This is a genomic window from Colwellia sp. PAMC 21821 (genome assembly GCF_002077175.1).
Lineage (GTDB): Bacteria > Pseudomonadota > Gammaproteobacteria > Enterobacterales > Alteromonadaceae > Cognaticolwellia.
This window is the reverse complement of record NZ_CP014943.1, coordinates 2,054,413-2,080,720: the sequence shown is the minus strand read 5'-3', so window position 1 is coordinate 2,080,720 and position 26,308 is coordinate 2,054,413. Positions and strand designations below refer to the sequence as shown.

Here is a 26,308-nt window from a genome sequence, read left to right as displayed (position 1 = left end):
AAACAGTACTAAGGTGGTTCGATTTAACATACCTTGTTTTATTAGTCGCTAGGTCATTAATCGCTATATATACTCGTTCTAACTTTTAAATATGACTTTGTCTTCATGCTGTCGTACGCTAGATACACAACTAAAAAATTCCCTAACACTGAGAACATTGTGATGACATTTCGACATCTTTTAACCTTATCAAGTCTACTCTTATTGTTATCGCCCTTAGCAAATGCAGAATTTGAACGCAAAATTGCTATCGATGAAAGCAAAACCAGTAGTCATAGTACTAAAGTTAACGGCAAAAAATTTGATTACACGGCCACCACTGGCACACAACCCGTTTGGGACGAAGATGGCAACCCAATCGCCAGCCTTTTTTATACTTATTACCAACGTTCGAAAGTAAAAAATAACGCCGCACGCCCTTTACTCATATCATTTAATGGCGGTCCAGGTTCGGCTTCAGTTTGGATGCACGTAGCTTATACCGGCCCGAAAGTACTCAATGTTGATAGCGAGGGTTTTCCTCTTCAGCCATACGGCGTAAAAACCAATGAATTTTCAATTTTAGACACCGCTGATATTGTATTTGTGAATCCTGTCAACACCGGTTATTCGCGCGTTTTACCGGATAAAGAAGGTAATATGCCGTCAAAAGAAGAACAAAAGAACATGTTCTTTGGTGTAAATGCTGACGTTAAATACTTGGCTGATTGGGTTAACACTTTTGTTACGCGCAATAATCGTTGGCAATCACCAAAATATCTTATTGGAGAAAGTTATGGCACCACGCGAGTTTCAGGCTTAGCGTTAGAATTACAATCTCGCCAATGGATGTACCTAAACGGTGTAATTTTAGTGTCTCCTACCGACATAGGTATCAAACGTGACGGTCCGGTAAAAGCAGCTAATCGCTTACCATATTTCGCAGCAACGGCTTGGTATCACAAAGCACTGTCTGCCGATTTACAAAACCAAGATTTATTAGAAATATTGCCAGAAATTGAAAAGTTCACCCTTGAGCAATATCTACCCGCACTAGCCAAAGGTGGCTTTATTGCTGAAGATGAAAAACAGCGCATCGCTAAACAAGTGGCACGATATTCTGGTTTATCGGTGCAAGAAGTACTGCGTAATAATTTAGATATTGAAGCGTCTTACTTTTGGAAAGAAATACTGCGTAACCGCGAACAAACCGTGGGTCGCTTAGACTCGCGTTATTTAGGTATTGATGAAAAAGTGACTGGCAGCCGCCCCGATTACAACGCCGAGCTAACGTCTTGGTTACACAGCTTTACGCCCGCCATAAATTACTATTTACGTGAAGAGCTTAATTACAAAACTGATCTTAAATATAATATGTTTGGTAACGTGCATCCGTGGGATAGAACCAATAACAACACAGGTAAAAACTTACGTTTAGCCATGGCACAAAATCCGTATTTAAACGTGATGATTCAATCGGGTTACTACGACGGTGCGACTAATTATTTTGATGCTAAATATACCTTATCGCAACTTGACCCAAGTGGAAAAATGAAAGATAGATTGTCATTTAAAGGCTATAAAAGTGGCCATATGATGTATCTTCGCTACCAAGACTTAGAAGCATCTAACCAAGATATTCGTGAGTTTATCAAAGCGACTTTACCGAATAAAACCACACCGGCAAAATATCAAAGTAAGCCATAGTGTAGACTATATTTTAGTACATAAATAAGCGCTGTCAGGGCATATACACTGGCAGCGTTATTCTCTTTAGCGTTTATAAAACCGTTCGGCTTATTCACTTTTTTTGTAAAATATGGCAAATATAAAGCAATTTTTATGCTTAAAGCCAAATGTTCCCGATCTTAAATACCTCAATAACTGCCTCATTATTTCCGCTCGGTAAAAAAAGTAATCATTCACAGGGAGAAAATAATGAGAACTGCAGGAGGTAACACATCACAAGTACAATTGACTTTTGCTATTGAAATCACTTCTCGGTGAAGCGGGCATCGCCTCTGTGTCTCGGTGGTGAAATTTTTTAAATAGGAAAATTTACCATCGAAGAACTGTGAAGTACAAAAACATTAATCATAAAAGCGCGACAAAAAATAAAAAGGCCGCCGATTGGCAGCCTTCAATTTCGTTGCTTAACGTTAAATTTCGTAATTAATAACTTGGTAACCTAGTGCCTGTAATTGCGGTTTCAAGGTTTTAGCATCGCCAACCACTACCATTAACATTTCACTTAAGTTTAAGTGTTTTTTCGCTAAGGCATTAATTTCTGCTTTACTAATATTCGCCACAATGTCATTGCGCTCTTTGACAAAATCAGCCGTTAAATTATGCTCTAAAATTTGCGCTAAAAAGCCTAATTTACGGCCGGGGGTTTCATACTTTAATGCATCTTTTTGGTTGATAGCATTACGCATAAAGGCCAACTCCTCATCCGTTATTCCTTGCTCAGCGTAGCGCTTAATTTCTTCTACAAACTCAACAATAGACTTGTCGGTTACGTCTGCACGAACTTCTGCGCTAGCGGTATAAGTACCAGAGAATTTATCACCATAAAAATACGAACGTGCGCCATAGGTATAGCCTTTATCTTCACGTAAGTTTAAGTTGATACGGCTATTAAATGCACCACCTAACGGGAAGTTCATTAAGTAAGCACGATAGTACTCACCAGTAACATCCTGAGTAAGTGAACGCTTACCAATACGAATAGCAGACTGCGCAGCATTGTCTTTGTTAACTAAATAAATAACGCCACGTTTAGCATTCGATTCAGGGAGGTTTAATATCAGCTCTTTGCCTTCGCCAGTCAGTGCCTTAAATATACTGAGTGACTTCAACACTTTTACTTTGTCTAAATCAGAAACTAATATTATTTCACTGCCCTTGGCTTTAATTTGCTGTTGATACAGCGCTTTAATATCGGCTAATTGGATATTAGCTAATGATGCTTCTGAGCCCGCACTCGAGGTTGCGGCAATATTATCTGCATGCAGTAATTGACGATAAGCATTCGATGCTAAATAACCAGCATCTTTTTTACCATTAATCGCCCCTTGAATCGCGTTGCTTTTATTGCGGTCAAACTCACTGGGTAAAAATGCTGGCTCAGTGATTTTTTCATACACAAGGTCTAACGTGGCATCTATATGCTTGGTTAGCGCATTTATATTGATCGCTAAATAGTCGTTTCCGGCAGCAATACCAACAGAGGAACCTAACTTCTGCAGTGCCTTACTCATGTCTTCAGCGCTACGTTTAGTCGTAGACTCATTTAACATTGCGGCTAAAAGCGCGGCTGTACCTGCCTTGTCTTTACTCTCAAAGTAATGCCCTGCTGGAATTTTTATTAATATTGAAGTGGTTGGTGTTTCACTACTTTGTGTTGCTAGTATTTTAATACCGTTATTAAACGTTTCTCGCCACATTTCAGGTACATCAACGGCTTTATTTGCCCCTGCTACTGGCATTATGCTGCGATCAAAATTATCCTTAGCTTTTCGAACCTGTAAATCGTCCTCAGAGGTAGAAGCAAGTTCGGGGATAACGCGAGCTTCAGGACTAAAGTTATCTTGTGCTGCAACCAGCGCTGTTTGCCCCTTCGGCACTATGCTCATGATCACACCATGTTTATTTTTAATATATTTTTTATAAACACGCATCACATCAGCTTTGGTAACATTGGCATAACGAGCAATATCTTGTTCGATATAATTCGGATTACCTTTAAAGGTTTCATTAGCCGCTAATTGGCTTACTTTACCCGCTACACTTTGCAAACCAAATACAAAACCGGCTTCCATTTCAGCTTTGGCTTTGATTAAGTCGTCGTCTTCAACGCCACGAGTTTCAAATTCAAGCAAGCTATCACGAATAACTATTTCCATATCTGCCAATGTTTTACCCGAAGCTGGATGTGGTAGAGCTAACATATTGAAAGTACAAGCAAGCTCTGCACAAGGATGACTTACTGAAGCCTGAACAGCTAACTGATTTTTAACTAAGTTTTTATAAAGTAATGAGGTTTTTCCACCACCCAAAATACTAGACAATAAATCCAGCGCGGCTTCGTCTTTATGTCTAACACTTACGGTTGGATACGACATATACACTAAAGGTAAGTGCACATTGTCTTCCATCGAAATATAGCGATCAGCCTCAATAGTAAAGCTTGGCTTTATCGGCATTTTTACTTCAGGACCACGAGGAATACTCCCGAAGTACTTGTTAACCATGGCTAAAGTTTCAACAACATCAAGATCACCGCCTATGGTTAATGTTGCATTGTTAGGACCATACCAGCGCAAGAAAAAGGCTTTTAAATCGTTAACATTCACGCGATTTAAGTCGTCAATATAACCTATTGTTTGCCACGAATAAGGGTGCCCTAAAGGATACATAGCTTCAGAAACCCGCTCACGTAATAATCCATAAGGTCGATTTTCGTAGCTTTGGCCACGTTCGTTTTTTACCGTTTCACGTTGTATTTCAAATTTTTCTTGGGTTACCGCGTCAACTAAAAATCCCATGCGGTCAGCTTCGAGCCACAACATTTTTTCCAGTTGGTTCGCTGGCACGGTTTGAAAATAATTTGTCCGGTCACTATTAGTCGTACCATTCATGGTACCGCCAGATTCGGTGACTATTTTAAAGTGTTCATCATCCGCGACGTTTTCTGAGCCTTGAAACATCATATGCTCAAAGAAATGTGCAAAGCCAGACTTACCAATATCTTCTCGACCAGAGCCTACATGGTAGGTCATATCGACGTGTACAAGAGGGTCAGACTTATCTTGATGCAGCACTAAGGTTAAACCATTATCAAGCACATATTTTTGATAAGGAATGACCGTTTTACCTTTTTTCGTACCCACACTTTCTACAAAGTTTATCCCTGCAACCGTTGTAGCAGACATCTGTTTTTCTGATTTTGTAGTATTTTCACATGCCGTTAAACACGTTAATAACACCGGTAGCATCCATTTATTCAAAACCTTCCCCTTTTATTTAAATCGATTATGTTTAGCTAGTTCAATACTAACTAAATAGACAATAAGTACAATAGATTAGCATTGATATTGTATTAAAAATGATGCTATTACAAATAGTACAAGATCACGAATTTTACTTTTCATGCCAAAGCACATCTATTTAACGGTTCAAGCTTGGCAATTTACAACACAAAATTATCATGAAGTGTCGGACATCGTTACACGATAAAAGTGCGATTACTTTTACGTACATCAAAAGATACGATTATAAAATCCCAGATCTGTTAACAATAATTTTATAAAAATATGTGTTACGCTCGATAAAATGGCTAAAAATAAAACATGATTTATCCACTCGGAGCAAAGAGATGAAAGACGCACCGCAGATTTCAATTCAACACTGGGTTGATATAATCGCAAAAAGTGAATTACCTGCCATCACTTCAACAGCCAGAATGCTGGATAAGTTTAATAATGACGATAAGTCGTCTTTGCCTAAGTTAAGTAAAGCTATTTTACACGATCAGGCGCTTGCATCTTGCTTACTTAAAGTTGCCAACAGCGTTCAGCACTTGAGTATTAACAAAGTAAATACTGTATCTCGAGCATCAGTAGTTTTAGGTATTCGGGCGGTTAAAAACATCTGTCTGACTTCTAAGTTAGTTGAAGGGTTACTGGCAAATAAAGAGCTTAATGCCGATGTTTATCATCAATTAACACAATCAATGGCCAATTCATTTTATGCCGGATTATTAGCGAAAATGATGGCGCCACAGTATGCAGAAGACACCCAAGAAGAGCTTTATTTAGCAGCGATGCTTTATCGAATTGGTGAAACAGCTTTTTGGATTGTTGGTGGTAAGTCGGCTGAAAAGTTAATATCACACGGAGATATGACTTCTGAAAATTTTCGCCAAAAGTGCCTAAGTGAAATTGGCTGTGATTTTTCCCAATTGAGTACAGAGCTTGTAAAAACTTGGAGCTTGAGTGACCTACTCCTAAAAGCAATGGATAAACCTAAAAGCAGAACTATTGAAATTCAAATAATATATTTTGCCGACAAATTGAGTAATTCCATCGCAAACCCTACTGGCAGCGCAGAGGAGTTTCAGCAACTTTTAGCTGATATTGCGAAATTAACCGGTTTAAACGTTCGGCAATTAGTACTAAAAATAGAACATCTGCGCGAAAGAGCGACTAAATTACTTACGTCTTATGGTGCATCGGCATTAATAAAACATATTAATCCGCTACCAAAGGTAAGTGACTTTAAAGGTAATAAGTATCAAGTTTTAAAGCCTAACCCACATAAAGACAGTGACATTCTCAGTGTATATATACAGCTCAACAAATTACTTAAAACATCAACCGATCTAACAGAATTTATCCGATTGACACTAAAATCTATGGCAAAAATCTTTGCTTTTGAACACTGTAGTTTTCTCTTAGTTATTGATGATAAAAAGGCCATAAAGTCTCGCTTTACTTACGACATCGCTAGTCAGCTTATAGATAAAAACGTAAGATTTTCTCTTTCTCGCAGTAATAATGTCTTTAGTTATGCCATGGATAATAACCAAGCAATATTAATAAAAGATCGGCAGGAAAAGCAGTGGTATCAATATATTACTGGAGAAATAGCCGAGTTCATCGTCGAAGGTTCGGTATTAATCTGCCCTTTAAAAGTTGGACAAACACCGATTGGGGTTATTACCGCTCAGATCTTTCATAGTGATAAAGAAATTTCGTTGATTGATTTTGATCACTGCGCTGCATTAGTTGAACATTTAAACTTATGCTTAACGATGCTTTCACATAAAAATAAGTAAATAATAACGTTCAGTACCAATGCCTAACACACATTAACACAGCCACGTTGTAATATAATTACAAAATGTACATTTCAAGCAAAACCAACTTATTCCCGTGAGCATTTAAAAACATTATTTCAGGCAAAAAAAAGAGCCGAAAAAATAAATTATCGACTCAAAAGCTATATGGGGAAGCTTAAAATACAAATTATCACAACAAGTGTTCAATTTGGGAACAAGGTCATTATAGAGTAACGACTCTAAGCATGTAAAGCTAATTATGTAGTTTTTTTACATAATTTGGTAAATTTATAACATAAGTATAGTTTTACTAGTGCCACAGCACCAAATGCCTAAGAATATAAGCTGCTAACTCTATATTCAGCCAAAAAAAAGGCCTCTGGGTAGAGGCCTAAAAAACAACACACCATGAAGGGATCATTCGGTGTTATTTAATAAGAACGTACGACGACGATATTAATTTCAAAAATTGATTTAAAACTAATATCTAATGCGCTTGTTCCCAGTTATCTCCAATGCCGGCTTCTGCAATGAGCGGCACACTCATGGTAATGGCATTATTCATTATCTCAACCAAGGTCGCTGTTGTTGCTTCAACAATGTCTTGGTGGATTTCAAATATTAATTCATCGTGTACTTGCATGGTCATTTTGATTCTTGGGTCGTTTTTCTCTTGTATCCAAGCATCAACATCTAACATCGCTTTTTTAATAATATCAGCTGCAGTTCCCTGCATTGGTGCATTAATAGCAGCACGTTCAGCGGCTTTTTTGCGCATACCATTTTTTGCGTTAATATCAGGTAAATAAAGTCGGCGGCCAAATAAGGTTTCCACATAACCTGTTTCGGTCGCTTTTTGACGGGTATCTTCCATGTATTGAGAAACATTAGGATAACGCTCAAAGTATTTATCCATATAAGCTTGCGCTGTATGGCGAGGAACGTTTAATTGTTTTGCTAAACCAAATGCCGACATGCCATAAATTAAACCAAAGTTAACCGCTTTCGCGCTTCGGCGTTGATCGGTAGTTACTTCATCTAACGGCACAGCGAATATTTCAGCGGCTGTCGCCTTATGTACGTCTTTACCTTCTGAAAACGCTTTAACTAAGCCTGGGTCGTCCGATAAATGCGCCATAATGCGTAATTCAATTTGCGAGTAATCTATCGCGACAATTTTATGCTCAGGCGGCGCGATAAAAGCCAAGCGAATTTTACGCCCTTCTTCACTTCTAATTGGAATGTTTTGTAGGTTTGGATCGGTTGAAGATAAACGCCCTGTTGCGGTTACCGCTTGATGATAAGAGGTATGAACACGATTAGTTTTAGCACCAACCAATAACGGTAATTTATCAGTATAAGTAGACTTTAATTTACTTAGCCCTCTGTTTTCTAAAATTACTTTAGGTAATGGATAATCTAAGGCTAATTCTTGCAGTACTTCTTCAGCCGTTGAAGGCGCACCTTTAGGCGTTTTTTTAATAACAGGAATTTTTAACTCTTCAAACAAAATAACTTGTAACTGCTTAGGAGAGCTCAAGTTAAAGCTTTTGCCGGCCAAGTTATGTGCTTCAATTTCTAACTCAGCTAAACGCGCACCAATAGATTGGCTTTGCTCTGCTAGCATATCGCAATCAATTAACACACCATGCTGTTCCATGCGTGCAAGTACCGGTAATAAAGGCATTTCAATATCAGCAAAAACCGACAGCTGCGAAGTTATTTTTGCTAATTGTGGATAAATGGCTTCATGCAAACGTAGGGTAATATCAGCATCTTCAGCGGCATAATGCCCTGCCTTTTCAATCTCAATTTGATTAAAGGTTAGCTGTTTAGCGCCCTTGCCTGCAATATCTTCAAAATGTACGGTTTTATAACCTAAATATTTATCCGCTAGCGCATCCATATTATGGCGAGTAGCCACACTATTTAAGCAATACGATTCCAGCATGGTGTCAAATTTAATGCCTTGCATAGCAATATTGTAATGCGCTAACACATTGGCATCGTATTTTAAATTTTGCCCTACTTTAAATAACGTATCACTTTCTAATAAAGGTTTTAGTTGCTCAAGTACCCAATCAAGCGCTAACTGCTCAGGAGCATCAATATAGTCATGTGTTAATGGTACATACGCAGCTTTACCTACTTCAATACAAAATGATAAGCCCACTAGCTTAGCCTTCATATAATCAACGCTGGTGGTTTCAGTATCAAAAGCAAATAGCTCAGCCGATTTTAACTTTTCAAGCCAAACATTAAAGCTGGCTTTATCCAGAATAATGTCATATTCACTCTCAATAGCCGCTGGCAAGTCTGCAACTGCATCGTTATTCACAGTATCTGACGGTTCAGTTTTTTTATCGCCGGCATCTAAATCAGCTAACAAACGCTTAAGTTCGTATTTTTGATACAAGGTTCTTAATGTATCTGTATCAGGTGCGCTTGGTTTTAATTCAGCAGCATTTTGCTCAAGTACTACATCAAGCTTAATCGTCGCTAGTTCATAAGAAAGTGGTAAGTGAGCTAAAGCCGTTCGAAGGTTCTCACCGACCTTACCTTTAACTTCATCGGCATGTTCCATTACTTCTTTCAAGGTTGGATAAGCAGTTAACCATTTTACGGCAGTTTTAGGGCCACATTTATCAACACCCGGAATGTTGTCAACTTTATCGCCCATTAAGGCAAGATAGTCGATGATCTGATCTGGGCGAACGCCAAACTTTTCAATAACGCCAGCTTCATCCATTTCTACATTGGTCATGGTGTTAATTAAGCGCACATGCGGGTTAACTAACTGTGCCATATCTTTATCACCGGTAGAGATCACCGTCTCAATACCCAATGCTGTTGCTTGATGCGATAACGTACCAATAACATCGTCCGCCTCAACACCATCAATCACTAAAAGTGGTAAACCCATGGCTGTGATAATGTCATGTATTGGCGCAATTTGGGTGCGTAAATCATCTGGCATTGGTGGACGATTTGCTTTGTAGTCAGCATACATGTCATTGCGAAAGGTTTTTCCTTTAGCGTCAAATATCGCGATAATATTGCCGTTGGGATAATCTTTTTTCAAACTTCTGATCATATTCAAGACGCCAGTAATAGCTCCTGTAGGTTGACCGTCTGATGTTGATAAAGCTTGCAAATATGGCACGTGATATGCGCGGAATAAATAAGATGAACCATCGACTAAAATAAGCGGTGATTGGTCAGAAGTTGGCATGATAATTTTATAACTGGGAGAAAGATGGGCTAAGCATGCCATAATCGGCAAATTCTCTCTAGCTATTCATTATATTTAGTCACAAAAATAGCGAAAATTGTGGATAAGTATGTTGAAAAGCATAGGAAAAGACCCTAAAGATCTGGCGAACTTTACGGCAAGTGTATTTTAACTGCTTGTATTATAGGGAAAAAGGTAAGTCATAAATCCTTTTCACATATTTATTATTATTTTTATATTATGTGGATAAATAAATGTCCAAGCTTAGATTTACTTGTTCAATTAACGAACAATGGAAATAAGCGAGCTAAGAGATTACCAGAAAACCGCACCATTACCAGACAATTATTAAACTATTTTCACCCTAATATGACACCTAGAAATAACAAAAAAACATAAGCTATATTTGGCAAGGGCTAGCTGAATTCGATGAATATATTTTTCTTAAAAATATAGTTTTTAATTGCTAATCAATCCGAGATGAATAAAAACTCAACAGTCGTTATTAATGAATGTGAGTAACGCCAATGTGCGTTAATAACTAAATGAATGGCATATAAGCTTAAGCAAATAAAAAAGTCACTTTAGGCTAACGTGTTAGGTAGCTTAAAGTGACTTAGGTTGTGTGCTTTAAGATCTTATTTTCTACATTGGTGGTCCAACTAGCGTAGTAAATATACTGGTAATGATTAATACAGTGAGTGCGATTAATATTTCAATTGAAATAGAACGCTTTAATGTGAGCACATGATGTGCTTCGGTGATCTGAGGTACCAACGATAACTTATGCCACGCACCTAACATAAGCATTGCACTGACTAATAATAATTTAAGTAAGATTAATTGCCCATAATTTGAGGTGAACAACTCTGCCACTGTATCTAAGTATTGTAAAATTAGGGTAATGCCTGACGCTAAAAGTAATGCGATAATAATAATGGCAAGCTGGCCAAATTGATGCATTAAACGCTTTACGTCAGTAGTTGCTAGTAACTGGCAACTTTTATAAAGTGGTAATAATGAACCAACCCAACAAGTAATTGCGAAGACATGCAGCACTAATATACTTTTTATCCAAAGACTTTTTTCAGCACTGTGGCCAGTAAATGTAAAACTATAAATAATGGCAAGCAGTACCGCTAATGTCATCAAAACATTAAACGTATTAAATAAGGGGTTATATTTACCCCAAGTACTCACCGCAACTATAGCGAGCAAAAAAGCAGGTATTCTTAACAAAGCTTGCTCGCCAATTACTGACTGCCAAACTATTTCCAACATAAAGGCATCAGTCATACCAGATATACCTGATTCAGCCATTGCCCCTGCCTCAATTGGCACCTGTAATATAGAAGCAATTAACGCTAAGCTTAAACAAACTAAGGCTCCACGCTTTAAATAGGTATTGAAATTCGCAACGTTATCGGCGCTAGCTTTACTGTTTCGATTAAGTAAACGTAAAACTAAGGTACCGGCCAATGCTGCGCTCGCAACATAAATTACTAACTTTAATAAGAGTAATAATACTGACCAGTAACTTATTTCCATTGATTAGCGTCCTAGTGATTATGGCTGTGCGAAGCTGGCATTTCTTTTTTCATTTCTTGATGCATACCATGTCCACCAATCATAAAGGTAAAAGTACCGGTCATTTTATGGCCATCACCACCTAAGACTATCCACTTAGCCGTGTATTGTCCTTCGCTTAAGGTCGGTAATTTGTAATTAAACTGCTTACTCGCTTGTGCACTTGGCTTAAAGTTAAAATCTACTGTTTTATTACTTGCATCTGTAAGTAAAACTTTAGCTAATCTAACGTCACCACTAAAGGTCAAAACAAGCTCTTCAGGGCTTTGCATCAACATAGCCTCATTCTCAGGTGATGACAGTGTCATTGACACATGTGCCGATGCTGTAAATGCTAATGCTAGGCTTAAAAAAGCCGCTACTGTATTAAATAATTTCATTACTACCTCTATTTATTAAAAAATTAAAACCAAAATTTTACGCCAGCAACAAATTCTGTTTCACTGCTGCTTTGCCCGTTTTGTTCTGCATAGTCTGCTGTAGTTCCGTAAGTATTAGTCCACTCTACGCCAACATAAGGTGCAAACTGACGAGTGAATTCATAACGTACTCGAAAACCAATCGCACTACTTGATAAACCACTGCCTAAACCATTTTCAACATCACTTTTACCATACAGGGTCAGTTCGGCACGCGGCTGTACAACCAATTTTTGTGTCAGTAACAGCTCGTACTCTGCTTCAAAGGTCAATGCTGTATTACCGCCTTCGCCTAGGTAAGCTGTCATATCAATTTCAAACCAATAAGGCGCTAATCCTTGTACACCAAACGCTAGCCATTGACGATTTTTGCCTTCTTTATAGTAGTCAACGCGAATACCTAATTGCGTATCCCAATATCCAGTAAGGGCATGCCCCCATAATATATCGGTTTGATTTTCTTCCAACTCACCCTCTGAAATATCACCTTCAGTTTTAATCACTAATCGATCAAATGTGGTGCCGTACCAAGCTTGAAAATCGAATACGCCAGCATTAGCTTGCTCATTATATTCAAGCCTGTTGCCTAAGAGTGTATAAAAGCTATGTTCATCGGCCAATGTTAACCTATGCTCCTCACCTAAAGCATAAGGGCCTTCAGTTAACGTTGTACCTGCCGAGTATGCATGTGGATCTCTAGCATCTTTGGGCGCGTCTCCGCTTTGTGGTTGCGGCTTTTCACCATCCGCGCCAGCCATATCCGACATTTCATTTTGGGCAAATGTTTGCACGCTTACTAAAGGTAGGCAAAACAGCAGCGCGCTGATAAAAGCTTTAAACGATGTTAAATTTCTCATGATACAACCACCTCTCTAAACATACCTGCATCCATGTGGAATAATAAATGACAATGCCACGCCCAACGCCCCACATCATGTGGTGTGGTTAAAAAGCTAATCCGCTGTGCCGGTTGCACGGGAATAGTATGACGACGCACTTGCACATCACCCTTCTCATTCTCTAAATCGCTCCACATGCCGTGTAAATGCATCGGGTGTGTCATCATGGTATCGTTTTGTAAAATAACCCGTATACGTTTATTGTGTTGCATATGTACCGGCGTACTTTTACCAAATTCTAAGCCGTCAAAAGACCAACTATAACGTTCCATATTACCGGTTAAATGCAGCTCAATTTCAGCTTCTGGCTCTTGATGATTCGCAATTCCATCCAATGAATGTAGATCAGCCAACGTGAGTACACGGCGACCATTTTTACGCAACCCAATACCTGGGTCGTCTAAATTTGTTCTGGGCATATCAACACGCATATCCACTGATGCGCCATATTCTGTTTTGGCATGACGCACTTTCGAACTCGCAACGCTAAGCGGGTTACCAGACATATTATGCTTACTATGGTCCATTGCCATTGCGCCATGTTGACTATGATCCATTTTCATTGCGCCATGATCCATACCTGACTGCTTCATATTGGCCATAGCACCATGGTCCATACCTGCCATAGCGCCATGATCCATATTACCCATGTTGCCCATCATGTCAGTCATCGTTAACCATTCAACTGGATCTAATGCCGGTGTCGGTGCATCAATACCTTGCGCTATAGATAAGGTGCCTTTTGCATAGCCTGAACGGTCCATACTTTGAGCGAAAATAGTATAAGCATCGTTTTTAGGCTCAACAATTACATCGTACGTTTCACCGGGGCCGAAACGGAATTCGTCAACAGTTACCGGTTCAACATTTTGACCATCAGCTTGCACAACGGTTAATTTTAGCTCGGGTATTCTGACATCAAAAAAGCTATTACTAGAACCGTTAATAAATCTTAATCTAAGCTTCTCGCCAGCTTTAAACAGCCCCCGCCAATTAGCCATCGGCGTACTACCGTTCATAAGAAAGGTCATCGCAGATGCGGATAAATCGGCCAAATCGGTTGGGTTCATTCGCATTTCATGCCACATTTTTCTACGCTGCAAGGCATTAGCTACACCGGTATTTGACACATCAGCAAAAAATTCAGGTACCGTAGGTTGGCTGAAATTAAACACATCACTTTGTATTTTTAATTTACGAAACAATGCCATTGGGTCATCATCAGTCCAATCAGACAATTGAATAACATGCTGATTATCTGAGCTAATAATGTCGGTTTCTCTTGGTTCTATAATAAGTGCGCCGTACATACCGGTCATTTCTTGGAAGCCACTATGGGAGTGATACCAATATGTGCCACTTTGCTGTAGTTTAAACTTATAAACAAAAGTTTCGCCAGGCATAATGCCTTTAAAACTAATACCCGGTACGCCATCCATTTGATAAGGTAAAATGATGCCGTGCCAATGAATAGAGCTAGGCACTAATAATTTATTCGTTACTTTAATAGTAACGTCATCACCTTCTCTAAGTCGCAGAGTAGGAGCCGGTATTGAGCCATTAATAGTGGTGGCCATGCGAACAACACCGGTAAAATTAACCGGTGATTCGCCAATAACCAACTCAATAACTTTTCCGCTAAGCTCTGGTGGACTTCCGGTATTGGTATCTGTAAATAACGATGAAGCCGCATGAATAATACTCGGAAACGCCGCTAGCACTCCCCCTGCGACAAGTCCTTGGACAAATCTGCGACGGGGCATCAAAGATGACTGTATTTTATTAATGTCGCCCATTAACGGACTCCTCTTATTCAGAATATAGGTGCAGTATAAAGATGATACCTGTCAATAACATGACTCAAACATTACAAAGTTGTAATCTTTATGTCATGTTGCTGATTACGCAGTTACGCCATAATGTATAAATATTTATGATTTAGGAAAACTTCATGCGATTACTGGTTGTAGAAGACGAACAAAAAACAGGTGACTATTTGAAACAAGGCTTAACCGAAGCCGGGTTTCAGGTGTCATTAGCACGTAATGGTTTAGACGGTCATCATTTAGCGATGACTGAAGCATTTGACGTCATAATATTAGATGTAATGCTACCTGACGTTTCAGGCTGGCGGATTTTACAATCGCTTAGAGAAGCAAGTAACCAAAGCCCTGTGCTGTTTTTATCGGCTCGCGATAGCGTCGATGACAGAGTAAAAGGCCTTGAACTGGGTGCCGATGACTACCTTATTAAGCCCTTTGCATTTTCAGAAGTATTAGCCCGAGTAAGAACACTTATTCGCCGAGGCGGTGTACCAAAAATTGAAAACACGCTACAAATCGCTGATTTAGAAATCGATATTTTAAAGCACAAAGTAAAACGAGCCGGTAAAAATATATTATTAAGTAATAAAGAATTTAGCCTGCTCGAATTAATGGTTCGCCGCGAGGGTGAAGTTCTACCGCGCTCTTTAATTGCATCTCAAGTGTGGGATATGAACTTTGACAGCGATACCAATGTTATTGATGTTGCCATTCGCAGATTACGAGGAAAAGTTGACGAAGGTTTCGACATTAAACTCATTCACACGGTAAGAGGCATGGGTTATAAGTTGGAGGTTCAAGTTAATGAAAGTTAACAAAAGGCCTCTATCACTGACCTTTAGAGTGGTTTTATTTGTTGCCGTAACCACAATTTTCAGCTTGAGCTTTCTCGGTGTGCTTATAGACAGCGCTATTCGCCATCATTTTGTTCAGCAAGATGTTAATGAGCTCAAAGTTATATCTGCCTCCATCGAAGGTGCATTATCGCAAAGTCACAGAAGTGACGAGCAGTTAGTCGATGCTTTATCTAAAGCGGTAGTAGGTCATCACGGGGTTTATTATCAAGTTAACGCCCAACAAGGCGACTTTATATATGCAAATTCAACGCGAGACTTTAGTAATTTCAGTAATACAAATCCGTCGGAAATCGGTTTTGATATTGAAAATGTTACTCAGCAACAAGTGGGCAAATTTTCGTATCGCGTCTTAGTGACAACTTATAACACGCCTCAAGCAATTTATAATGCGACTGTCGCCATTGATATGAGTTTTCATAGCCACTTTTTAACGCAATTTAGACAAAGTTTAGGGGTAATTATGCTCGGCGCTAGCTTGCTGGTATTACTTGCCGGATGGTTCGCGGTTTATCAAGGATTAAATCCCTTACGCGGTTTGAGTAAAAAAATGCATGATATTCAAACCAACAATTTTGAAATTAGATTAGACGAAACTAACGTCCCTATCGAATTATTTAATATGGTGCGGTCTTTTAATTTAATGCTGGATAGGCTGCAAAGTGAGTTTTTACGATTATCGAATTTTTCTACCGATATTGCCCATGAATTAAGAACACCGTTAACTAACATTATCACGCAAACTCAAGTTGGGTTGTCAAAGCCTAGAGCGTCAGAAGAATATCAAGAGCTGCTATTTTCTAACTTAGAAGAGCTTGATAGGTTAACCAACATGGTGCGAGATATGTTGTGGTTAGCTAAAACTCAAAATGGCTTAATAAAGCCAAAACAACAAATACTGAATAGCCAGTCTGAAATAGAGGCCTTATTTGAGTATTTTGATGCCCTTGCTGAAGAGGCCGATATTACCTTTGTAAAGCAAGGCGACGAGCTAAATTTTTATTGTGACAAGCTGCATTTTCGCCAATTGTTATCAAACCTGCTTTCAAACGCTATTCGATACACAGCAAAAGGGTTATCGATAGTAGTCAATACTCAAAAAACTGACAGTGGCCAGGTTTGTATCTCAATCTGCAACCCTGGCGATAAAATCCACTCAGATCATTTACCCTATTTGTTTGACCGTTTTTATCGACCTGATAAGTCAAGGCAACGGCACAGTGAAGGCGCCGGTTTAGGCTTAGCCATTGTGAAAGCTATGACCGAGGCAAACCATGGCAAAGTAACAGTCACTTCAGATGATGATAATACCTGTTTTAAAGTTTTCTTTAATGCGCCATAAACATAAATTAGGCAATTAACCGCATAAAAAAATCCACCCGATAATTTCTATTCTAACTAACGAATAAAATTAAGCGGGTGGCTTTCAAATATTTATTATCTCACGCTGACTTGCCAGATAACTACATAGTTAAACGTCTACAGACTTAAAGCCTACATACTTAAAGCCTACATAGTGACGAATTCTTCGGCAGACGTTGGGTGAATAGCAACAGTGTTATCAAAGTCAGCCTTAGTTGCGCCCATTTTCATGGCGACTGCAAAACCTTGGAGTAATTCATCGCTACCAAAACCAATACTATGTATACCGACTATTTTCTCTTCTTTACCTACACAAACTAATTTCATTCTTGTTGGGTCACGGTAATCTTCAGTGATCGCTTGATACAGTGCCGTAAATTGAGAGTTATAGACCTTAACTTGGTCTTCACCATGCTCTGCAATAGCTTCTTTTTCTGACAAGCCAACCGTACCAATAACCGGGTGACTAAATACAACCGTTGCTATGTTGGAATAATCTAAATGCTCGTTTGGTTTATTATTAAATAAACGTTCACATAAACGACGACCTGCAGCAACAGCAACAGGCGTTAACTGAGCACGGCCAGTGTTATCACCCACGGCATAAATGCCATCTACATTGGTGTTTTGATACTTGTCAGTCGGAATAAAACCACGTTCATCGAGCTTAATACCGGTAGATTCTATATTAATATTATCAGTGGCTGGTTCACGGCCAATTGCCCAGATTAAAGAATCGACCGGGCCAATAGATTTGCCATTCTCTAAATGAATGGTTAATTTACCATCGCTATGTTTTTCAACACGCGTTGGTACACTCATGGTATGTAATGTTGGGCCATGCTTGGCCATTTGCTCGACTAATGTGTCGCTTAGCATTTCATCAAAACCGCGTAACGGCTTCTCTTTACGCACCAGTAAATGTGACTCGCTACCCAAAGCATGCAACACACCAGCAAGCTCTACGGCAATATAACCAGCACCAACAACTGCAACTTTTTCAGGCTGTTCTGTTAGCGCAAAAAAGCCATCTGAATCAATACCATGTTCTGCACCTTCAATACTTGGGCGACTTGGGCGTCCACCGGTGGCAATCGTAATATGGTCAGCGGTATATAACACGCCATCAACTTCTACGGTATTTTTATCAACAAACTTTGCAAAACCATTGATCACAGTAACGTCGTTACTGGCAAAACCACGTGCATAAGCGGCATGAATGCGTTCAATATAAGCTTCTCTGTTTTCAACTAGCTTTGACCAGTTAAAGCTTTGTAATGGCGCTTTAAAACCGTAATCATTGGCGTAATGCAAAGCATCAGCAATTTGTCCGGCATACCACATGGCTTTTTTCGGGACACAACCCACATTCACACAGGTACCACCAATATGCTTAGCCTCGATAACTGCCGCTTTTTTACCTAAACGAGCTGCTCTGTTTGCCGAAGCAATACCGCCACTACCAGCGCCAATTGAAATGTAGTCAAAATGTTGTGTCATATTTTTTTTCCTGTGTGATTATCTTTCATTATATTGGACTTAAAAACCCAAAATTCAAGCGTAACTGCCAACATAGTGGATTTTAGCATGCGACTTGCAATAACAAGTGACACGATATTTAGCAATTAAATTTCAATTTTGTACATCAACAGTCAAATAGTGACCGCTAAACCTTGATTATCGACTGATCTGCCATTACATCTACACCATCATCTAGCAAACATGCGAATTTTATGACCAATCCATTATTACAAACTACATCACTGCCGCAATTCTCTAAAATTAAGCCAGAACACATTAAACCTGCGGTTGAGCAAGCCATCGACAATTGTAAAGCAACGATTGCCGATGTGTTAGCGAACAATACAGAGTTCACTTGGGCTAATCTAGTAGCGCCCGTTGATGAAGTAGACGATGTTTTAGGTAAATTATGGTCACCCATATCACATATGAATTCGGTCGTGAGTAGCGAGAAATTGCGCGAAGCTTACGAGTCTTGCTTACCGCTTTTATCTGCATACGGTACTTTTGTTGGTCAGCACGCAGGTTTGTTCGCCGCCTATCAACAATTAAGCGAAAGCGATGCATTTAAAGACCTTAATGCCGCGCAACAAAAAGTGATCAACAACGCTTTAAGAGATTTTAAACTTTCGGGTATTGCCCTAAATGAACAAGACAAAAAGCGCTACGGTGAAATTTCTACGCGCCTATCTGAGCTAAGTTCTACCTTTGGTAATAATATTCTTGATGCTACACAAGCCTTTAGCGTTAATATTACTGACGAAGCAGAACTTGCCGGTTTACCTGAAAGTGCAAAAGAAGCAGCACAAGCATTAGCCGAGTCACAAGAAAAGTCTGGTTGGTTATTTACCTTAGATATTCCAAGCTACTTACCGGTAATGACCTACTGTGACAATCAAGCGTTACGCGAAACAATGTATCGCGCCTATGTTAGCCGCGCGTCTGAAATTGGGCCTAATGGCGGTGAATACGACAACAGCCCTATTATGTCTGAATTACTTTCTTTACGTCATGAACTGTCTAACTTATTAGGTTTTGACAGTTTTGCCGATAAATCATTGGCGACAAAAATGGCCAATAATACCGGTGAAGTCATTGGCTTTTTAGAAGACCTAGCGGTTAAGTCAAAAGCCCAAGGTGAGCAGGACTTAGTGGAAGTAACTGCTTTTGCGAAACAAAACTTTGACCAAAGTAATTTACAAGCCTGGGATTTACCCTATTACAGTGAAAAGCTGAAACAAGAGCGTTACGCTATTTCTGATGAAGAACTGCGTCCTTACTTCCCTGAAAGCAAAGTGGTTGCTGGTTTATTTGAAGTTGTACATCGCTTATTTGGTTTAAATGTCACTGAACGTAAAGACGTTGATACTTGGCATAAAGATGTGAAATTTTTTGATGTTATAGACAGCAAACAACAACTTCGTGGTAGTTTTTATCTAGACTTATACGCCCGTTCGAAAAAACGTGGCGGCGCATGGATGGACGACTGTGTTGGCCGTCGTGAATTAGCCAATGGTGATATTCAATACCCAGTGGCTTACCTAACCTGTAATTTTAATGGCCCGGTTGGTGATAAACCCGCTTTGTTTACCCATGACGAAGTGGTGACTTTATTCCACGAATTTGGCCATGGTATTCACCATATGCTGACGCAAATTAACGCAGCCGGTGTATCTGGTATTAACGGTGTGCCATGGGATGCCGTTGAGCTTCCGAGTCAATTTTTAGAAAACTGGTGCTGGCAGCCAGAGGCACTGGCCTTTATTTCTGGTCACTACCAAACCAATGAGCCCTTACCACAAGACATGCTCGACAAAATGTTAGCGGCGAAAAACTTTCAATCGGCCATGCAAATGATCCGTCAACTTGAATTCAGCTTATTTGATTTTAAAATGCATGCACAATACTCTCCTGAAAAAGGTGATGAGATTCAGCAGGTTTTAAATCAAGTGCGTGAAGACTACGCGGTAATTAAAGCGCCAGAGTTTAACCGCTTTCAACATAGCTTCGGCCATATTTTTGGTGGTGGTTATGCCGCTGGTTATTACAGTTATAAATGGGCAGAAGTTTTATCAAGTGACGCTTTTTCTCGCTTTGAAGACGAAGGCATATTCAACCAAAGTGTTGGCCATGACTTTTTAACCAATGTGCTAGAAATGGGCGGTTCAAAAGAGCCAAGCGAACTATTTAAAGCCTTCCGTGGCCGTGAGCCTAAAATTGACGCATTATTACGTCATAGCGGCATCACAGGTTAATAACAATGGCATTAGAAAAACTTGACGATATTTATCAACGCGCCGCTGCCCGAAAAGGTGGCGCGGCTAAACTCAATATATTGCTAGGCCCAGGTAAACAAGATCACTTGTTGGCAGCGATACCCGACGACCGATTTTTATCTGAGTTCAGTAAAAAGGTTTTTCAATCGGGGTTTGTTTGGCGCGTTGTGCAAAATAAATGGCCAAACTTTGAAGAAAGCTTTTTCAATTTTAATATCGAAAAAGTCTTAATGATGCCAGAAGAAATGATGGAGCGAAAAGCTGCAGATCCAAAAATCATTCGTAACTTTAATAAAGTAAAAACCATTAAAGCCAACGCCGAAATGATTTTTGAACAGCAACAACAAGGTCATAGCTTTGCTGAGTTTATTGCAAAATGGCCAAGCGACGATATTACCGGCTTATGGGCGTATTTGAAAAAACACGGCCAGCGCTTAGGCGGTAACACCGGACCTTATGCTTTACGTGCTTTAGGCAAAGATACTTTTTTACTGAGCCGAGATGTAGAAGCTTATTTTCGCGCACATGACATTATTACCGGCGGCATTCAAACAAAATCAAGCTTAAGCGCAATTCAAGCAAGCTTTAATAGTTGGCAACAACAAGGCGACTTATCCTTAGGTCAGTTAAGTCGTTTAATTGCTTATGCGACTGGCGATAACCATGTTCATTTAGAAGAAATAGCCGATGCTGAATAAAGTGGCCGTTGCCTATGTTGATGCGGTTGACGTCGACAAAGCGAAAAAAATTGCTAAAAAATGGCAGCTGGATTATATCGGTGATATTGCCGCGATAAAAAACTATCCAAAGTTGCTGTTTGCTTTACAAGTTAACTTGCAGCGCCTAGAACTGAGTAAACTTGATGAGCCAAAACTCGGCGCTATTTGTGTCGATTTTGTTGATGGTGCTACCGCGCATCGCCGTAAATTTGGTGGTGGCCGAGGCCAAGACATTGCCAAAGCCGTTGGCTTAAAACATGGTTTTACGCCCAATGTGCTTGATGCTACCGCAGGCTTAGGTCGTGACGCCTTTGTATTAGCCACCTTAGGCTGTAACGTTACCATGATGGAACGTATGCCAATTGTTGCTGCTTTACTTGAAGACGGCTTAGAGCGCGCGAAACTAAGCACTGAAATTAATGATATAACCGATCGCATGAGCTTAATTAGCTCATCATTGATTGAAAATATCGACTTAGCGCAGCAGCCAGATGTAATCTATCTCGATCCTATGTACCCGCATCGAGAAAAGTCTGCGGCTGTTAAAAAAGAAATGCGTGTGTTTCAGTCATTAGTGGGTGAAGATCTTGATGCCGACAACTTACTCGCGCCAGCGATTGCCCTCGCAAAATATCGCGTTGTAGTTAAACGCCCAAGCTATGCGCCGCCACTTGCAGGTAAAACACCATCAACTAGCATTAATATGAAAAAAAATCGCTTTGATGTTTATGTAAATCAAGCGATTCCGAAAAACAACTGATCACGTTATGCCAATAATTTCAGGGCAACATTTGCTAAAAAATTAAAGACTTTATTCAGCATTAACGTGCGCTAAGACTAAGTTTATTCTAGACTAATAATCAGCGTTATTTAGCTGGTGTATACATGATAAGCATTACCCGAAACCGGTAAATACCGGCATCCTATTAACCCCAATGACAATGGAAATATTATGATCTCATTAAATGCAAATATGCCTGACGGGCAACTACAAGAATTAAAAGATGGTGATATGGTCACCCACAAAACGTCTGAATTGTTCGCTAACAAAAAAGTCGTTATGTTCGCTGTACCAGGTGCGTTTACACCAACCTGTTCGGAAACACATTTACCAGGTTACGTGGTATTAGCTGACGAGTTTAAAGCCAAAGGCGTTGACGCGATTATTTGTGTCGCGGTAAATGACGCATTTGTTATGTCATCTTGGGGCAAAGCACAAAATGCTGAAAACCTAATGATGCTTGCTGATGGCGATGGTAGCTACACAAAAGCCTTAGGTCTTGAAATGGACACAGCAGCTTTTGGTGGTTTGCGTTCACAACGCTACGCTATGGTTATTGAAAACGGCGTTGTTACAACATTAAATGTTGAGCAGCCGCAAAAATTTGAAGTAAGTAATGCAGAAACAATTATCAAACGACTTTAAACAATGTAGTTAACCGTTGTTTATCAAAGAAGGGAGCCATTGGCTCCCTTCTTTATTTTGTTGATTAAAAATGAAAGAGTCGATCACTTAATTAATCAAATTAGTTAACGCTTAATCACTTGAGGTAAGTTATTCACCCTCAGTTTGCTTTATCATTTCAATGCGATAGCCTGTTGGCGAATCGTCATCAGCCTCAACAATTAAAAATAGTTCATGTGAGTCTTCATCAAGGGTTAATTGAAAGCTTGATAAAATAACCTCACTGCTATCAACTTCGGCAATAGCAAACACTTGATAAGTATTGTTTTGTAAGTAAATTGACTCCGGCTGAGTGTATACTGCACTGCGGTTATACAAAGCAGTTTCTATAGTTTCATTATTACGAACAAAATAGAATTTAACAAAGTTAAAGTCATCACTATCGACTAAATCTATCATGGTAATTTGATGATCGTAGATACTTTCCCGCGTACTGTTTGCAACAACAAGCGATTTAATAGTTATTTCAATTTCATCAACAATACCGTCATTGTTTTCATCAACATTACCGTCGCCATCTAAATCAACATCTTCTTCATTTAAGTAAAAGAATACGGTTTTATTGGTGTTTTCAGCCAAGCTCAATAAATGATTACTTAAAAGGCGTTCAGTAGTACCCGGAATTAATAAATCTAAACTGTAATCGCCTTTATGCTGAATTTTAGTCTCGCTGAAGCTACCAATTTCAAGCGCTGAAATTTCCGCTTCATCATCAACACCATTAATATAAATATCTAATGTGCCAGTGTAATTAGGGATTAATTCGTGTTCTCTAATCGCGTTATAAGCTCTAAACTGTGCTTCAGAGTCTGTGTCTAAATATTCGGTAATTGACGAGTTAGACATTCTATCCATAGCATATGGCGACGTACCTGAGCCGGTGTTTTCACGTACTATCATCACATATTGTGCAGGGTATGCGTAATCGATGTCGTCTGAGGTAAACAATACCTCTTGCGTGCCCGATTTAGTGATATAGAAAATATATTCATCTTGATCAAATTTTAGATTTTCTGATAGCTGTCTGTAATTAAATTGGCCTACTAATGTTGCTTCATTAAAGGTTTCATCTGACTCTGACATGTAAAAATCAACGCCAGCCGAATCAGGGTGTAAATTCAACACACGTAAGTTGAATAAATCATTATCTTCGTCTTCATCATCGTCAAGCACTTCAATGCTGTAGGTCTCAACTTGTGGCGCTGTAATATCATCAGTTAGTACTAATAATTGAATCGTATCTGTGGAAACTTTAATTTGCCCTTCTGCCACTATCTCCAGGTCATCACGGTCGCTACTGTCTTCATCTTGCCAACCCATTTCGTAAAAATAGCTGTCTGTGTCAATTTCGAACACGCTTAAAGCTTCAGTATAAGCAACGCCATTAAAGGTTACTTCAAAATTATCTGCATCATCGTCATCGTCTGATTCAAGATCTTGATCAAGCGTGAGAATAATATCAGGAGCATTTTTCGAGCTGTTATAAAATTTAACATAACCGACATTTGAGCTGTCGCTACTACCGCCACAAGCAGCAAGGGCTAACGCTGATGAAAGTAGCAGTACCTTTGAAGGTGAAATAGTTGAAAAGAGGTTGGATGTAAAGCGCATATATTTTTCCAATAAAGTTAATTGCTACTACTGAGCAGAGATCTACTGCCAGTTAATTGATGCTTATAGCTTAAAATTAGCTAAAAAAGCACTTTGTAGAGCGGTATTTTAGGGTTAAGTTCGGCGATTCACAGTATCTTTGCACTTCTTTACTTAACCCTACCTTTCCTTACATAACTTTCAATTTATGAGCGTTTTAGTTCAAAATATTATCGCTAACTTTAACTTATCGCCCTACTTTGCTAACTCAAGTATAATGCCGCCATTAAAAGCATAAACTAGGTTATTTCATTGATATTTTCAGATGTAGTTATTATTGGCGCTGGCGCAGCAGGCTTAATGGCAGCAGCAACCGCGGGCTATCGTGGTCGAAGTGTTACCGTTGTTGATATGGGTAAAAAACCTGGCCGAAAAATATTAATTTCTGGCGGTGGTCGTTGTAATTTCACTAATGAAAACGCCAGCCCTGAAAACTACTTATGCCAAAACCCTCATTTTGCTAAATCAGCCCTTAGCCGCTATAGCGCGCAAGATTTTATCGAACTAGTAGACCGTCATGGCCTTAATTATCACCATAAAACCTTAGGGCAATTATTTTGTGATAACAGTGCACAAGACATTGTTGACATTTTGATGACCGAATGTGAATGGGCCGGTGTTGATGTAGCAATGCGCAGCGAAGTCATATCAGTCAACAAAAATGATTCCGGTTATGAAGTGGTTACCGCAGGTGAAAGTTATCAATGTGAATCATTAGTTATTGCCTCTGGCGGTTTAACCATGCCGAAATTAGGCGCCAGCCCAATAGGTTATAAAGTAGCTGAGCAATTTGGTTTAAAGGTTTTACCGACAATGGCCGCATTAGTGCCATTTACTTTGCACGATCACGACAAACAAAAATTTGATGGATTATCTGGCATCAGCATTGCCACCGAAGTAACCAGTGAAGACGGCACTACTTTTAAAGAAAACATATTATTTACTCACCGTGGCTTATCTGGCCCCGCGATATTGCAAATTTCATCATTTTGGCGCTCAGGACAAGCCGTAACGATTAACTTACTGCCTGAAACCCCCATCGATGCATTAATCAATGAATGGCGTGAAACCAGCGGACAAAAATCATTAAAAAATATGCTAGCAACCGTATTACCTAAACGTTTTATTGAAGCGTTAGTAAAACAAAAAGATATAACCGATAAAGCCATCAACCAAATAAGTAACGACGAAATTACCTACCTAGGTCAATACCTCCATAACTGGCAGATAAAACCCAATGGCACCGAGGGTTATAGAACAGCCGAAGTAACTTTAGGCGGCGTTGACACCGACGAAATTTCATCTAAAACCTTTGAAGCAAAAAAAGCCAAAGGCTTATATTTTATTGGTGAAGCAATTGACGTAACCGGCTGGCTCGGGGGCTTTAATTTTCAGTTCGCGTGGAGCAGTGGTGTGGCTTGTGGGCAGGCGGTTTAGTTTTAGTTTTAGTTTTAGTTTTAGTTTTAGTTTTAGTTTTAAGGTTTCGAACACATAACAATACAAATGAGAAGCAGACAAAGTTATATTTGAAGGCTTCTGGTTCTATCTTTGCCTGATAAAATTTCGAAGTTTGGCTTTAAGAAATATTAGAATAAGTATCCCAAGCTTAAATTCACTGAACTAAAGCACTATCCTCCAAGTCCAGTGATTGCACTAATATCTAAAGCTAACTGTTAATTCG

The 26,308-nt window shown here is 39.4% G+C and carries 17 protein-coding genes; 9 read left to right on the top strand and 8 right to left on the bottom strand.

The features are described 5' to 3' along the window. Positions 1–162 precede the first annotated feature (162 nt). Positions 163–1,686 carry a S10 family peptidase gene (locus A3Q33_RS08750; RefSeq protein WP_081179617.1) on the top strand — a complete coding sequence of 508 codons (1,524 nt, stop codon included), beginning with the start codon at positions 163–165 and terminating at the stop codon, positions 1,684–1,686. A 452-nt stretch (positions 1,687–2,138) separates the two neighbouring features. On the opposite strand, the gene A3Q33_RS08745 is transcribed toward A3Q33_RS08750, so the two are convergent. Beyond that, positions 2,139–4,976, bottom strand: a complete 2,838-nt coding sequence (locus A3Q33_RS08745) for a M16 family metallopeptidase (protein ID WP_081182438.1) — start codon at positions 4,974–4,976, stop codon at positions 2,139–2,141. A 380-nt stretch (positions 4,977–5,356) separates the two neighbouring features. On the opposite strand from A3Q33_RS08745, the gene A3Q33_RS08740 reads away from it, so the two are divergent. Further along, complete coding sequence (locus tag A3Q33_RS08740; RefSeq protein WP_081179616.1) at positions 5,357–6,817, top strand: HDOD domain-containing protein; 1,461 nt, start codon at positions 5,357–5,359, stop codon at positions 6,815–6,817. Between the two features lie 490 nt (positions 6,818–7,307). Here A3Q33_RS08740 and polA read toward each other — a convergent pair whose 3' ends face one another. From polA to A3Q33_RS08715, 5 genes are all read right to left on the bottom strand, one after another. Further along, on the bottom strand, positions 7,308–10,052 hold the full coding sequence (polA, locus tag A3Q33_RS08735) for a DNA polymerase I (protein WP_081182435.1): 2,745 nt from the start codon (positions 10,050–10,052) through the stop codon (positions 7,308–7,310). 645 nt (positions 10,053–10,697) lie between these two features. Continuing rightward, positions 10,698–11,600, bottom strand: coding sequence for a CopD family protein (locus A3Q33_RS08730; protein WP_081179615.1), 903 nt, complete (start codon positions 11,598–11,600; stop codon positions 10,698–10,700). A gap of 11 nt (positions 11,601–11,611) precedes the next feature. Then, positions 11,612–12,019, bottom strand: coding sequence for a copper resistance CopC family protein (locus A3Q33_RS08725; protein WP_081179614.1), 408 nt, complete (start codon positions 12,017–12,019; stop codon positions 11,612–11,614). 23 nt (positions 12,020–12,042) lie between these two features. Next, a complete protein-coding gene (locus tag A3Q33_RS08720) occupies positions 12,043–12,915 on the bottom strand; it encodes a copper resistance protein B (RefSeq protein WP_081179613.1) in 873 nt (290 codons plus the stop codon). Next, positions 12,912–14,753, bottom strand: coding sequence for a copper resistance system multicopper oxidase (locus tag A3Q33_RS08715; RefSeq protein WP_081179612.1), 1,842 nt, complete (start codon positions 14,751–14,753; stop codon positions 12,912–12,914). Before A3Q33_RS08715 ends, A3Q33_RS08720 begins: the two co-directional genes overlap by 4 nt. 155 nt (positions 14,754–14,908) lie before the next feature. On the opposite strand from A3Q33_RS08715, the gene A3Q33_RS08710 reads away from it, so the two are divergent. Next, positions 14,909–15,595: a heavy metal response regulator transcription factor gene (locus A3Q33_RS08710; RefSeq protein ID WP_081179611.1), complete on the top strand. Its 687-nt coding sequence runs from the start codon at positions 14,909–14,911 to the stop codon at positions 15,593–15,595. After that, the gene (locus tag A3Q33_RS08705) at positions 15,585–16,976 is read left to right on the top strand and encodes a heavy metal sensor histidine kinase (protein ID WP_081179610.1); all 1,392 of its coding nucleotides are present in this window, start codon (positions 15,585–15,587) and stop codon (positions 16,974–16,976) included. Before A3Q33_RS08710 ends, A3Q33_RS08705 begins: the two co-directional genes overlap by 11 nt. Positions 16,977–17,143: 167 nt before the next feature. Here A3Q33_RS08705 and gorA read toward each other — a convergent pair whose 3' ends face one another. Next, positions 17,144–18,496: a glutathione-disulfide reductase gene (gene gorA / locus A3Q33_RS08700; RefSeq protein ID WP_081179609.1), complete on the bottom strand. Its 1,353-nt coding sequence runs from the start codon at positions 18,494–18,496 to the stop codon at positions 17,144–17,146. A 233-nt stretch (positions 18,497–18,729) separates the two neighbouring features. Between gorA and prlC the strand changes: the two genes are divergently transcribed. From prlC to A3Q33_RS08680, 4 genes are all read left to right on the top strand, one after another. Further along, positions 18,730–20,772: an oligopeptidase A gene (prlC, locus tag A3Q33_RS08695; protein WP_081179608.1), complete on the top strand. Its 2,043-nt coding sequence runs from the start codon at positions 18,730–18,732 to the stop codon at positions 20,770–20,772. A 5-nt stretch (positions 20,773–20,777) separates the two neighbouring features. Next, positions 20,778–21,491 carry a DNA-3-methyladenine glycosylase I gene (locus tag A3Q33_RS08690; RefSeq protein ID WP_081179607.1) on the top strand — a complete coding sequence of 238 codons (714 nt, stop codon included), beginning with the start codon at positions 20,778–20,780 and terminating at the stop codon, positions 21,489–21,491. Next, complete coding sequence (locus A3Q33_RS08685; protein ID WP_081179606.1) at positions 21,481–22,272, top strand: class I SAM-dependent methyltransferase; 792 nt, start codon at positions 21,481–21,483, stop codon at positions 22,270–22,272. The genes A3Q33_RS08690 and A3Q33_RS08685 overlap by 11 nt, the downstream gene beginning before the upstream one ends. 192 nt (positions 22,273–22,464) lie before the next feature. After that, on the top strand, positions 22,465–22,938 hold the full coding sequence (locus A3Q33_RS08680; protein WP_081179605.1) for a peroxiredoxin: 474 nt from the start codon (positions 22,465–22,467) through the stop codon (positions 22,936–22,938). A gap of 129 nt (positions 22,939–23,067) precedes the next feature. Here A3Q33_RS08680 and A3Q33_RS08675 read toward each other — a convergent pair whose 3' ends face one another. Next, entirely contained in the window at positions 23,068–24,588 is a 1,521-nt protein-coding gene (locus A3Q33_RS08675) for a DUF4397 domain-containing protein (RefSeq protein WP_081179604.1), read from the bottom strand. A gap of 339 nt (positions 24,589–24,927) precedes the next feature. Here A3Q33_RS08675 and A3Q33_RS08670 point away from each other — a divergent pair, with 339 nt between their 5' ends. Next, on the top strand, positions 24,928–26,064 hold the full coding sequence (locus A3Q33_RS08670) for a BaiN/RdsA family NAD(P)/FAD-dependent oxidoreductase (RefSeq protein ID WP_502687245.1): 1,137 nt from the start codon (positions 24,928–24,930) through the stop codon (positions 26,062–26,064). The last annotated feature ends 244 nt before the right edge of the window (positions 26,065–26,308 follow it).